This is a genomic window from Rhizobium sp. SG570, assembly GCF_012275345.1.
Lineage (GTDB): Bacteria > Pseudomonadota > Alphaproteobacteria > Rhizobiales > Rhizobiaceae > Rhizobium > Rhizobium lusitanum.
Genome location: NZ_JAAZQI010000011.1, coordinates 218,279 through 230,076 on the forward strand (window position 1 = coordinate 218,279; position 11,798 = coordinate 230,076).

At 61.6% G+C, this 11,798-nt stretch carries 11 protein-coding genes; 3 read left to right on the forward strand and 8 right to left on the reverse strand.

Annotation, left to right across the window (positions count from 1 at the left end):
* Positions 1–159: 159 nt before the first annotated feature.
* The 7 genes from FHT28_RS22320 to FHT28_RS22350 all read right to left on the reverse strand — a co-directional run bounded on the left by FHT28_RS22320 (position 160) and on the right by FHT28_RS22350 (position 8,167).
* Positions 160–1,452, reverse strand: coding sequence for an amidohydrolase family protein (locus FHT28_RS22320; protein WP_168597396.1), 1,293 nt, complete (start codon positions 1,450–1,452; stop codon positions 160–162).
* Between the two features lie 15 nt (positions 1,453–1,467).
* Entirely contained in the window at positions 1,468–2,409 is a 942-nt protein-coding gene (locus FHT28_RS22325; RefSeq protein ID WP_037192161.1) for an ABC transporter permease, read from the reverse strand.
* Positions 2,406–3,455 (reverse strand): ABC transporter permease, encoded by a 1,050-nt coding sequence (locus FHT28_RS22330; RefSeq protein ID WP_037192159.1) that lies wholly within the window; start codon positions 3,453–3,455, stop codon positions 2,406–2,408. Before FHT28_RS22330 ends, FHT28_RS22325 begins: the two co-directional genes overlap by 4 nt.
* Entirely contained in the window at positions 3,445–4,971 is a 1,527-nt protein-coding gene (locus FHT28_RS22335) for an ABC transporter ATP-binding protein (protein WP_168597397.1), read from the reverse strand. The genes FHT28_RS22330 and FHT28_RS22335 overlap by 11 nt, the downstream gene beginning before the upstream one ends.
* On the reverse strand, positions 4,968–6,392 hold the full coding sequence (locus tag FHT28_RS22340) for an amidase (RefSeq protein WP_168597398.1): 1,425 nt from the start codon (positions 6,390–6,392) through the stop codon (positions 4,968–4,970). The genes FHT28_RS22335 and FHT28_RS22340 overlap by 4 nt, the downstream gene beginning before the upstream one ends.
* Positions 6,393–6,404: 12 nt before the next feature.
* Positions 6,405–7,391, reverse strand: coding sequence for a BMP family protein (locus FHT28_RS22345; RefSeq protein ID WP_037193134.1), 987 nt, complete (start codon positions 7,389–7,391; stop codon positions 6,405–6,407).
* A 194-nt stretch (positions 7,392–7,585) separates the two neighbouring features.
* Positions 7,586–8,167 carry a TetR/AcrR family transcriptional regulator gene (locus FHT28_RS22350; protein ID WP_168597399.1) on the reverse strand — a complete coding sequence of 194 codons (582 nt, stop codon included), beginning with the start codon at positions 8,165–8,167 and terminating at the stop codon, positions 7,586–7,588.
* A 69-nt stretch (positions 8,168–8,236) separates the two neighbouring features.
* On the opposite strand from FHT28_RS22350, the gene FHT28_RS22355 reads away from it, so the two are divergent.
* The 3 genes from FHT28_RS22355 (at position 8,237) to FHT28_RS22365 (ending at position 10,498) form a co-directional block, all read left to right on the forward strand.
* A complete protein-coding gene (locus FHT28_RS22355; RefSeq protein ID WP_168597400.1) occupies positions 8,237–8,668 on the forward strand; it encodes a VOC family protein in 432 nt (143 codons plus the stop codon).
* Positions 8,669–8,786: 118 nt separating this feature from the next.
* Positions 8,787–8,993 (forward strand): KTSC domain-containing protein, encoded by a 207-nt coding sequence (locus FHT28_RS22360; RefSeq protein WP_034506791.1) that lies wholly within the window; start codon positions 8,787–8,789, stop codon positions 8,991–8,993.
* Between the two features lie 194 nt (positions 8,994–9,187).
* Positions 9,188–10,498 carry an MFS transporter gene (locus FHT28_RS22365; RefSeq protein ID WP_037192147.1) on the forward strand — a complete coding sequence of 437 codons (1,311 nt, stop codon included), beginning with the start codon at positions 9,188–9,190 and terminating at the stop codon, positions 10,496–10,498.
* A 98-nt stretch (positions 10,499–10,596) separates the two neighbouring features.
* Here FHT28_RS22365 and FHT28_RS22370 read toward each other — a convergent pair whose 3' ends face one another.
* The gene (locus tag FHT28_RS22370; protein WP_168597401.1) at positions 10,597–11,784 is read right to left on the reverse strand and encodes a galactarate dehydratase; all 1,188 of its coding nucleotides are present in this window, start codon (positions 11,782–11,784) and stop codon (positions 10,597–10,599) included.
* Positions 11,785–11,798 lie beyond the last annotated feature (14 nt).

Consider the following 11,798-nt stretch of genomic DNA (forward strand, 5'->3'; position numbering starts at 1 on the left):
TCAGTTGGTCATGACTGAGTTTCACTTTGTGAATAAGCATGCGGATACCAGTGCCGATCATGTGAATTCGGCCAGAGATTTAGGCGATCCGACTTGTGAGCAGCAGGAGGCGCGTCGGAATGTAAGGTTTCCCACGCCTGCCGCGATGCGGCTAGTGCGCTACTTCTGAACGGGCACGTAGTCGAGCCCGCCATCGATCCGCGACGGTCTGCCGTCGAGGAAGAGTTCGCCAATGCGTGGCGCCGAGCGGGCGATCACCTTGCCGCCCTTGATGACGGCCAGACGATTGGGCTTCAGGCGCAGCGCCTCCACCGTGTCGACCGCCTGCAGCATCACGAGATCGGCGTTGCAGCCCTTTTCCAGCCCGTAGCCTTCGAGGCCGAGCGTTTTGGCGGAGTTCACAGTCAGCGCGTCGAAGATTTTCTTCTTGTCCTCGATGCCGGCCATCTGGGCCACATGGATCGCCATGTGACCGACTTCCAGCATGTCGCCCGAGCCCATCGAGTACCAGGGATCCATCACGCAATCATGGCCGAAGGAAACGTTGAGGCCGGCGTCCATCAGTTCGCGCACGCGCGTCATGCCGCGGCGCTTCGGATAGGTGTCGTGCCGGCCCTGCAGCATGATGTTGATCAACGGATTGGGGATGACGTTGATCCTCGCTTCCGCCATCAGCGGGATGAGCTTGGAGACGTAGTAATTGTCCATCGAATGCATCGAGGTCAGATGTGAGCCGGCAACCCGGCCCTGCAAACCGAAGCGGATGGTTTCGGCCGCCAGCGTCTCGATGTGGCGTGACATCGGATCATCGGTTTCGTCGCAATGCATATCGACGGGAAGGCCGCGGTCGGCGGCAACCCTGCAAAGCGCTTCCACCGATGCCTTGCCTTCGTCCATTGTGCGCTCGAAGTGCGGGATGCCGCCGACGATGTCGACGCCCATGTCGAGGGCGCGCGCCAGCGACGTCACACCGTCCTTGGCGCGATAATAGCCATCCTGCGGGAAGGCGACGAGTTGCAGGTCGATATAGGGCTTCACCTTCTCCTTGACCTCGAGCAGCGCCTCGGCCGTCACCAGCTTCGGGTCGGAGGTATCGACATGGCTGCGGATGAAGAGCAGACCTTGCGTCACGGCAAGGTCGCAATAGCGCAGAGCGCGCTCAACAAGCTCTTCCTTCGTGACGATCGGACGCAACTCTCCCCAGAGGGCGATACCTTCCAGAAGTGTGCCTGACACATTCATGCGCGGCAGGCCGAGCGACAGGGTCGCGTCCATATGGAAATGCGGATCGATGAAGGGCGGGCTCACCAGCCGATTGGTCGCATCGATCTCGTCCTTCGCCTCGGCGGCAATCGAGGCTTCGATGGCGGTGATCTTGCCATCCTTCACCGCGATATCGAAGCCCTTGCGGCCATCTGGCAGATTGGCGTTGCGAATGATCAGGTCGAACATGAAAAGCTCCTCGGATTATCTTTCGCCGCGGCGGTAGGGCTGCATCAGTGCCTGCGGCACACGGGCGCGCCGGCTCATGACGGCGAGCGCAACGATGGATAGGATATAGGGTGTCATCAAAAAGATCTGGTAGGGCACGCCTTGCACTGCAGTCTGCAAGCGTAGCTGGAAGGCATCGAAGAAGGCGAAAAGCAGCGCTCCGAAAAGCGCTCGACCCGGCCGCCACGACGCAAAGACGACGAGCGCGATGCAGATCCAGCCGCGCCCCTGCACCATGGTCGGAAAGAAGCTGTTGAAGGCCGAAAGTGTCAGGAATGCACCGCCCATTCCCATCAAGGCGCTGCCGGCAACAACGGCGCCGTAGCGAACTTTCATCGGGTTGACGCCCTGGGCTTCGGCGGCATGCGGATTTTCGCCTGTCATCCGGATGGCAAGCCCGACCGGCGTGCGAAAGATGATGTAGGCCATTACGAGCGCCAGGAGGATCGCAAGATAAGTCGGCGCGGTCTGCGTGAAAAGGGCAGGGCCGATGAAGGGCAGGGTCGAGAGCCCCGGAATAGCGATCGGCTGGAACGGCGTGATCGTCGGCGGCGTCCCGGCGACCGGCACGATCAGCCGGAAGACATAATAGCTGAAGCTGGAGGCGAAGAGCGTCACACCAAGGCCGGACACATGCTGCGACAGGCCGAGCGTCACCGTCAGCGCCGAATGCAGCAGGCCGAAAATGCCGCCGGCGAGCGCGGCGATCAGAAGTCCGGTCCAGAGATCGGCGCCGTGATAGACCGAGAGCCAGCCGATCATTGCGCCGAAGGTCATGATGCCCTCGATGCCGAGATTGAGGACGCCGGCGCGCTCGCACAGGAGCGCTCCGAGCGTGCCGAAGATCAGCGGCGTGGCTATGCGCAGTACGGCTGCCCAGAGCCCGGCGGAAGCGATGATGTCGACCAGCGTGCTCATCGGCGGATCCTGTATTGCGTGAAGAACAGCGCGATCAGCATGGTCAGCAGCGACAAGGCAACCGTGACGTCAGCGATATAGGTGGGAATGCCGAGGCTGCGGCTCATCCCATCGGCGCCCACGAACATCATCGCCGTGAAGATCGCGGCCAGCACCACGCCGAGCGGATTGAGATTGGCAAGCATGGCGACGACAATACCGGCATAGCCGAAACCCGGCGACAGATCCGTCGTGACATAACCCTTGACGCCCAGCACCTCGATCGCGCCGGCAAGGCCCGCGAGGCCGCCCGAAAGGCAGGCGACCTTGACCAGCGTCGATCCAAGCCGGACGCCGGCAAAGACGGCACCCGACGGATTGAGGCCGGCGGCACGAGACTGCATGCCGAAGACGGTGCGTGACTGGATGAAATAGACGAGTGCTGCAAGCGCGATGGCGATCGCAAAACCGATATGCAGGCGGGAGCGGGCGATCAGTTTCGGCAGCATGGCATGATCGACGACGGCCTGGGATTGCGGCCAGCCGAAAGCGGTCGGATCCTTCAGCACGCCATCGATCAGCATGGACACGAAAAGCACGGCGATGAAATTGAGAATGAGGCTGGTAACGACCTCATCGACGGAAAAGCGAAGTCTCAGCCACAGGGGAATGAGGATCAATACCATGCCGGCAATGGCGCCGATGACCAGAAGCAGCGGAATCAGGATCGGAGCCGGCAGGCTGGCGAGCAGTTTCGAGCCAAAGGCTGCGACCGCGATCGCGCCGAAATAGAACTGTCCCTCGGCGCCGATATTCCAAAGGCGGGCGCGAAAGGCGACTGCGGCCGCCAGCCCCGTCAGGATCAGCGGCGTCGCGCGTGTCAACGTCTCGGTCGCGGAAAGCCGCGAGCCGAAGGCACCCATCAGGATGCGCCAATAGGCTTCGAGAACGGGCGCGCCGGCAATGGCGATGAGTATCCCCGCCAGCGCCAGAGCCGCGACGATCGCCAGCAACGGCGCGAGGACCATCATGTAAAGAGGGCGATGTTCGCGCCGTTCAAACCGCATGGCCGGCCTCGCTCCCGCTTTTCCATTCTCCGGCCATCATCAACCCCAACGCGCGCGCATTCGCCTCGTCCGCATCGATGGGCGCTGAGAGCTTGCCGCCGACGATCGCCTGAATGCGGTCGGCCAGGGCAATGACTTCATCCAGGTCCTCAGAAATCAGAAGCACGGCCGTGCCCTGCCGGCGCGCCTCCAATATGCGGCCGTGAACGGCCGCCACCGCCCCTTCGTCCAGGCCGCGTGCCGGCTGGGCGGCGACAAGGACGCGCGGCCGTTCATGTAGATTACGGCCGAGGATCAGCTTCTGCATGTTGCCGCCGGACAGAAGCCGGGTGCGGCTCGCCGGGTTGCCGCCGCGCACATCGAATGTATCGATGATCTCCTGCGCAAAGGCCATGCCGGCCCTGCGGTCGACCAGCCCGTGCTTCGAGAAAGATGGCAGGCGCTCCAGCACGGCATTTTCCCAGATCGCCATTTCGCCGATCGCGCCGTCCCGGTTTCGGTCTTCGGGAATACGCCCGATGCCGGCGCCAATGATCTCGGCCACATCTGGATTATCGATGGGCTCGCCAAAGAGCAGAAGCTCGCCTGATGTGCGGGCCAGCGTGCCGGACAAGATTTGTCCCAGCGCCGCCTGGCCATTGCCGGATACGCCGATAATGCCGAGAATCTCGCCGGCGCGCAGGCGGAAACTGATCTTCTTCAATCGCTCGACATCGCCGATCTTCACGGTGATATCGCGCGCCTCCAGCGCAATTTCGCCCGGCGTGCTCGCTTCGCGGGTTGGCCGAGTGACCCGGTGGCCGACCATGAGTTCCGCAAGCTCCGCCTTGTTGGTCCCGGTCGCCCGCCGTTCGGCCTCAACCTTGCCGCCACGCAGGACGACGATACGATCGGCTGTCGCCATGACTTCATCGAGCTTATGCGAGATGAAGATCAATGACAGGCCCTGTGCTGCCATCTCCTTCAGCGTTGCGAACAGCCGTTCCGCTTCGATTTGTGTGAGCACTGCCGTCGGTTCGTCGAGGATCAGGATACGCGCATCGTTATAGAGCGCCTTCAGGATTTCCACTCGCTGTTGCTCGCCGACCGAGAGGTCACCGAGGCGTGCGTCCGGATCGACCTTCAGGCCGAAGCGCTCGGCAATCGCCATCAGTTTTCTGCGCGCGGCCCCGGTCTGCGATCGCAGGGACCAGAGCGTCTCGGTGCCGGTCATGACGTTTTCGAGCACAGTCAGATTGGGTGCGAGCGAAAAATGCTGGTGCACCATGCCGACACCGGCGCGAATTGCGGCGCGAGGTTTGCCGCGCGGCAGCTCGGCGCCGTCGACAAGGATGCGCCCGGCGTCCGGCACATAATGGCCGAAGAGAATGCTCATCAGTGTCGTCTTGCCGGCACCGTTCTCGCCGAGCAGGGCGACAATCTCGCCTTTGGCGAGCGTCAGCGAGATATTGTCATTGGCAACGGTATTGCCGAACCGTTTGCTGACACCTTCGATCGTCAGAACAGGCGTGTTCATGCGGCCAGCCCCGCGATCGGATGGCGGTGTTGCCAGCGCCCATCGGCTTCAAGCTGAGCCGCAAGCGAGAGAAGCAGCGCGTCTTCGCCCATCGGCCCCACGAGCTGGATCGGCAATGGCAGGCCATTGGCATCGGCGCCGAAGGGAAGCGTAATGGCCGGAAAGCCGGAGACGTTGGCAAGCGACGCAAGCGGCGCGAAAGCCGTCATCCGCTCGAGATGCAGGTCCGTATCGCCATGATCCGTTGGAAAGGATCCTATCGGTGGAGCTGCCTTAGCCAGCATCGGCATGACGATGACATCGACCTTCTCGAAGAGGTCCCACAATGTGCGGCTTGCTCTTACCGCGCCATTGAGGGCGCTCCAAAGTGCCGTCGCCGGCATGGCGCGTCCGCGCATGATGAAGGCCTGCGTCATTGCCTCTGTCGCCAGAATATCCAGTTTGAGGTCGTCCATCAGGCCAGCGATATTGACGGAAACGATGTCGCCGAAGGCGCGGGCGCCGGCTGCGACCGCTTCGTCGACATCAGCCCAGGCGAGCGGGACAAGCCGGTGCCCCTGCTTTTCGAGGAAGCCGGCGGCCGCTTCGACCGCCTCCAGCCGATCGGCCGCGGTTGGGTAACGCTCGCCGGTATCTGCGAGCAGACCGATGCGAAGGCTCCCCGGCTTGGCGGCAGGCTCCGCGATGTCGGCAAAGGGTCCCTTCGTCATGCCGCGCAGGGCAGCGAAGATTCGGGCTGTATCGCGTACGGAACGGGTGATGGCAAGCTCGCTGGCAATGCCGCCGAGATGATTGCCGAAGGCCGGGCCGGCGGGCATAGCACCCCGGGTCGGCTTCAGGCCAACCAAGCCGCAGCACGCGGCAGGCACGCGGATCGATCCGCCCGCGTCCGTGGCATGGGCAATCGCCACGATGCCGGCGGCAACGGCGGCCGCCGCACCGCCCGAGGAGCCGCCTGCGGTGCGGCTCGGATCCAACGGATTTCGGCAGATCGGACCCATGGCCGGTTCGGAGGCGAGCGATAAGCCGAACTCCGGGCTGGTGCTCAGCCCGAACGCGCAGAGGCCAGCCTCGCGAAATCGTCTTGCCAGATCGCTGTCGGCCTCACCGCCTTTACGCGCGAAAAGACGTGAGCCGGCCGTCACCGGCAGCCCCGCAAAGGGGCCACCGAGATCCTTGGCGATGGTCGGCACGCCCGCGAATGATCGCGCCGCAAAGCGCTGGGGCTGCTCCAACGCTTCTCCATCCATCACTTGCGCAGCAGCAAGACCCATCCCGGCGTCGAGATAGGCTATGGCACCGAGGTCCTCATGGACCGCGCAAGCGGCAAGAGAGGCCTGCATGGCTTCCGTGCAGGTGAGCCTGCCGGATTTGAAGGCGTCGGCGAGATCCGTGGCGTCGGCCGATGACTGGCTGCTCATGACCAGGCCGAATTACTTCGGCTGATCCATCATCTTCGGCACTTCGAAAGTGCCGGCCTTGATGTCGGTGCGGACCTTCTCCATCGCGGCTTCGGCGTCCGCCGGCGCGACACCCTTGACGTAGACGATATCGCTGCCGCCTTCCTTCATAAGGCCATAGGCCGTGTAGCTGCGGCCGACCGGCTTGCCGGCGGCGGCATCGGCGATGGCGGCGTTGAGAATGGGACGGAAGTACCACATGGCGTTGGCGAAAACCGTGTCCGGATAGCGCGGCGTGTAGTCGATGAGCGATCCCACGGATTTGATGTGCCGCTCCTTGGCGGCGTCGGCTGTGCCGATGCGCTCGCCGAAGAGAACGTCGGCGCCCGCATCGATCTGCGCAAGGCCTGCCTCGCGCGCCTTGGGTGGATCGAAGAAGGTGCCGATGAAGGAGACCAGATGCTTGCAGTCGGGATTGACCGCCTTGACGCCTGCTGCAAAGGCGTTGATGAGCATGTTGACCTCGGGGATCGGGATCGCGCCGACGGAGCCGACGACGTTGGATTTGGTCATCTTGCCCGCCAGCATGCCGGCGAGATAGGCACCGTCATGGTTCCATGTGCCGAAGACGCCGAAGTTGCTGCCGGCCGCTTCGCCGCTCGATCCAAGCACGAAGGCCGTGTCCGGGTAGTCTGCGGCGACCTGGCGTGCTTCCTTCTCCACCGCATAGGCCTCGCCGATAATCAGCTTGTTGCCCTGCTCGGCATATTCGCGCATGGCGCGAGGATAATCGGTGCCCGAAACGCCTTCGGAAAAGACGTATTCGATAACACCTTCCTTGGCCGCGTCCTGGAGCGCCTTGTGAAGACAGGAATTCCAGGCGTTTTCGACGGGAGAGGCATGAATGCCGGCCACTTTGAGCGGCGCTGCGGCACGAGCGGCCGGCGCAAGCGCGCTTACCCCCAGCGCGATGCCCGAAGCGATGACGGCACGACGTGACAGTATGATTTCATTGGTCATTTTTTTGATCCCCTGCTTTTTGATCATTTGGTAAAAATCATAGGTGGGGGCTAAAAATGTGTCAAGCAATCGGCATGCTTAAATAATATGCGCGCAACCAGCGCCTTCTTGTGACGATCAGTTTCCGACCCTCTGAGACAGCTTATATCCACCCGGCACTGTGGTATCCGATGGGACGGCCGACGCGAGTAAAGTCAGCCAGTTATATGCTCGATCATATGGGCAATGGCGGCACGATAGCGCGCCGCGTCCCCGCCGGCATCCACGGCAAGGGCAGCACGATCAAACGCGGCAGAAAGAATGTCTGCCAATGCATCGACGGGAATGCGCGAGCCGTTCCCCGGGCCGAGCGCGGCTTCAAGGCCATGTTTCAAGGTGAGGGCGGTGGTTTCCTCGTCCAACTGCTTCATTTCCACAAAGCCGAGCACGGTCGGTCCCTCGATCAGGAGAAGCCTGGTGCGGCCGACAATCCGCATCGCGTCGAGATAAGCGTTGCCACCGGCAATCAGCGCGTCGAGCGGCGCGAGGCGCTCCGGGGCGGCCCGCTCTATCTCACGCGTCACCGCAAGGGCTTCCTCCCGCACGACGGCGCGAAACAGCGCGCGCTTGTCTTCGAAATGATGATAGAGCGCGCCGCGGGTGATGCCGGCCGCAGTAACGATCTCCGGCGTCGATGTTTCGGCATAGCCCTTTTCCACGAAGAGCGCCCGCGCGGCTGCGATCAGCGCCGCCTTGGTCTTCTCGGTTCTTTCCCGATTGGAGCGATAGTCTTGCATGCATGCAGCCTGTATGTTATTTGTTGAAATACAGGCAGACTGTATGTTATTTTAAGGCAGGTGGGAAGCATGAAGGTGACGAGCTATTATCCTGTCATCATGACGGAGCGCGTTGAGGAGACCGCAGCCTTCTACATCGAGCATTTCGGTTTCCAGCAAAATTTCGCCAGCCACTGGTATGTGCATCTGCAGTCAGCGCAGGACAGTGGTATCAACCTTGCCATCCTGGACGGGCGGCACGAGACGATCCCGCCGGCAGGGCGTGGTCGGGTCGCCGGGCTATTGCTCAATTTCGAAGTGGAAGATGTGGACGCTGTTTATGAGCGCACACGCGAAGCCGGCCTGCCGATCCTTCTTGCCATACGCGACGAAGCTTTCGGTCAACGCCATTTCATTACCGCCGATCCGAATGGTGTGCTGATCGACATCATCAAGCCTATATCGCCGAGCGCCGAGTTTGCGGCGCTCTATGCGGATGACGCCTTGCCGAAGGGGGAATAGGGCGGGCAAACCGCAATGTATAAAATCCGTCGAAGCAATTCTATCTTTCGTTAACTAGGTCATTTCACTCAATGTTTTCAGTTTTTGTGCAACAAAGCGAAACAAAGGTAGGTGACCCATGCAAGAGCTTCCAGTTTCGTCAAAGATCATTAAATCCGTCTTCTTCCGCCCCGATGACGGGCGCCTTTTCATTCGCTTCAAGAATGGCGAGGAGCGCCAGTTCACCGGTGTGCCGCAAAAGGCTGTGGCCGCCATGGTGAAGGCGCCTTCGCCCGGCCAGCACTATATCGAGCATATCCGCACGCAGTTCGAGCGCGTCGCTTAGGCTTTCCTGCCGGTATGGACGATGGAACCATGATGCGTTCGCCGCTTCATGAGCGTGATACTTTCGGTGGGCTTTTTTCGGATGGCAAAGCATGGGCTGCCGCCCGTTGCCGACTTTTCGCCGAAACCTGCATTGATAAACGCTGAGTTGCACTATCTACATCCCTCAATATCGTCTTGCAGGGAGGAAGAGACGTGGTTGATGAGAAGCAGCTTATCTCCAAGATTACCTGGAGGCTCATGCCATTTCTGGGGATCCTCTATCTGATCGCCTACATCGATCGCCAGAATGTCAGCTACGCAAAGCTGGAAATGGTCGGTGACCTTGGGATGAGCGAATATGCCTATGGCCTTGGCGCGTCGCTGTTCTTCATCGGTTATTTCCTGTTCGAAGTCCCGAGCAACCTACTTCTCGACAGGTACGGTGCCAGCAAATGGTTCGCCCGCATTCTGGTGTCCTGGGGGATCGTCACGGTCGCCTTGGCCTATACGCAGAACGCGACCATGTTCTACATCCTGCGCTTCCTGCTCGGCGCCTGCGAAGCAGGCTTCTTCCCCGGCGTGCTCTATCTGCTGACCCTCTGGTATCCCTCGGCCTATCGCGGCACGATGGTCGGCCTTTTCATGATCTTCAGCGCATTCGCCAATGCGATCGGCGCGCCGCTCGGCGGCGTCCTCCTGGATCTGAATGGGCTCTATGGTCTCGCCGGATGGCAATGGGTTTTCCTCGTCACCGGCATTCCCGCCATCATTGCCGGCATCATCACGTTTTTCTATCTGCCCGATCTGCCTCTGAAGGCTTCGTTTTTGAGCGATGCGGAAAAGACCTGGCTCAAGGACAGGCTCGCGGCTGAAAATTCAGGCATGGAGCAAAACGCTTCCGACGGTTTCCGCGCGCTCATCAATCCCCGCGTGCTGCTGATGGCTCTTTGCTATGTCGGTTTCCCCCTGGCCGCCTATGGGCTAAGCTACTGGCTGCCGACCATCGTCAAGAATTTCGGCGTCAGCAACACGACCAACGGCTTCCTGAACATCATCCCCTGGCTCCTCGTTGCCATTGCGCTCTATGCCGTGCCAGCTGCGGCTGACAAGGCGACCTCGAAGACGCCGTTCATCGTCATTCCTGCTCTCGTCGGCGCCGCGTGCCTGGTTCTCTCAGCTGTTGTCCCCGACCATACATTGCAGTTCACCTTCCTGTGCATTGCAGCAGCCGGCATCTTCGCAGGTCAGCCGGTGTTCTGGAGCCTGCCGTCGCGCTTCCTGCAGGGCGCAGGTGCCGCGGCAGGCCTCGCCGCCATCAACTCCGTCGGCAATCTCGGCGGTTTCGTCGCCCAGAACGTCGTTCCCTGGATCAAGGATTCCACCGGGAGTACAATTGCGCCGATGTTCTTCCTTGCCGCCTGTCTGTTTGCAGCGGCTCTGTTGGTTCTCGTGATCGGGCGCATGGCGCCAAGCACGCCGAAGTCGCACGACCTTGGCAGTCCAGGTGCCGCACGGGTCAAGTAATCGCAGTGGCTGCACTGGGCGGCCATAGAGCCGCCCGTCTCGTTTAAGGTGAGCGAATTGTCGTCACTGCATCCGAGGAGCCGCTCTCCGACGAACGGTCAGGCGAAAGCGTAGGAGCCGTCCGGGCGCTTGGGCACGCGCCGCTGCCAGTGAATATAGCGCTCTTCCTCCATCGCCTTCTCGTCCATGTCGACGCCCCAGCCGGGCCTGTCGGGGCGCAGCTCGAGGTAGCCGTCCTTCGGCAGATAGGGATCGACGACATAGCGGGTCTCGCCCTGGCGCTTTTCGATATCGTTGCCGCCATAGACATAGGCTTGCCCCTTCGGCAGTCGGTATTCGAGGATCTTGAAGTTCTGGGCGGCGGCCGAGAAGTGGACGTTGACGGCGGTTGCCAGCGGCCCCATCGGATTGTGCGGGGCGACGCCGACGAAGTGAGCCTCGGCAAGCGTTGCGATGCGCCGCATCTCGCTGATGCCGCCGACGACGCAGATATCGGGCTGGATGAGATCCGCACCCTTCACCTGCAGCAGGCGCAGGAACTCGTTGCGATTATAGAGCGACTCGCCCGTCGCCAACACGCAGTTGAGCCCCTGTTTCAGCTCACCCCACATTTCGATGTTTTCAGGACGCAGCGGCTCTTCGTAGAAGAGCGGATCGTAAGGGGCCAGCGCATTGCCGAGCTGGCGCGCGGCAACCGGCTCGAAGATCTTCGCATGGGCGTCGAAGGCGATCTCGTAATCGTCGCGCACCGTTTCGCGAAGCGAGCGGAAGTAGTCGGCCGAAGCCTTGACGACATTGCCCCAGCGATGGGCATGCATGTCGATGCGCCACGGGCTGAGCTTGAAGGCGGTAAAGCCCCATTCGGCGTTCAGGCGGTCGAATTCGTCCCGCGCCGCCGGCGCATCCGGTGCGGTATAGACGCCGGCATAGACCTTGATGCGATCACGCACCGCGCCGCCGAGCAGCTTGTAGACCGGAACGTTGACGGCCTTGGCCGAAAGATCCCACAGGCAATGGTCCAGCGCGGAGATCGCGGCCAAGCCCAGCGCGCCGGGCGGGAACCGGCTTTGCTGGATCAACAGGTTGACGAGATAGTCGATGCGGGTCGGATCCTGACCGGCGATGAAGGCATAGAGATAGTCGAGCAGCGGCGGAAGCGCCTTGTCAGGGCCGTGATTGTAGCATTCGCCCCAGCCCGTCAGCCCATCATCCGTGTCGAGCGCGACGATGACGCGCGGGCGGTCCTTGTCGCGGGTCATGAACACCCGCATGCGATCGATTTTCATCTCTATTTCCTTCT

Bases quoted from the DNA above. Each gene is read 5' to 3' on its own strand.
- FHT28_RS22370 (WP_168597401.1), bottom strand. From the start codon at position 11,784: ATGAAAATCGATCGCATGCGGGTGTTCATGACCCGCGACAAGGACCGC.
- FHT28_RS22355 (WP_168597400.1), top strand. From the start codon at position 8,237: ATGAAGGTGACGAGCTATTATCCTGTCATCATGACGGAGCGCGTTGAG.
- FHT28_RS22335 (WP_168597397.1), bottom strand. From the start codon at position 4,971: ATGAACACGCCTGTTCTGACGATCGAAGGTGTCAGCAAACGGTTCGGC.
- FHT28_RS22345 (WP_037193134.1), bottom strand. From the start codon at position 7,391: ATGACCAATGAAATCATACTGTCACGTCGTGCCGTCATCGCTTCGGGC.
- FHT28_RS22340 (WP_168597398.1), bottom strand. From the start codon at position 6,392: ATGAGCAGCCAGTCATCGGCCGACGCCACGGATCTCGCCGACGCCTTC.
- FHT28_RS22350 (WP_168597399.1), bottom strand. From the start codon at position 8,167: ATGCAAGACTATCGCTCCAATCGGGAAAGAACCGAGAAGACCAAGGCG.
- FHT28_RS22320 (WP_168597396.1), bottom strand. From the start codon at position 1,452: ATGTTCGACCTGATCATTCGCAACGCCAATCTGCCAGATGGCCGCAAG.
- FHT28_RS22330 (WP_037192159.1), bottom strand. From the start codon at position 3,455: ATGCGGTTTGAACGGCGCGAACATCGCCCTCTTTACATGATGGTCCTC.
- FHT28_RS22325 (WP_037192161.1), bottom strand. From the start codon at position 2,409: ATGAGCACGCTGGTCGACATCATCGCTTCCGCCGGGCTCTGGGCAGCC.
- FHT28_RS22360 (WP_034506791.1), top strand. From the start codon at position 8,787: ATGCAAGAGCTTCCAGTTTCGTCAAAGATCATTAAATCCGTCTTCTTC.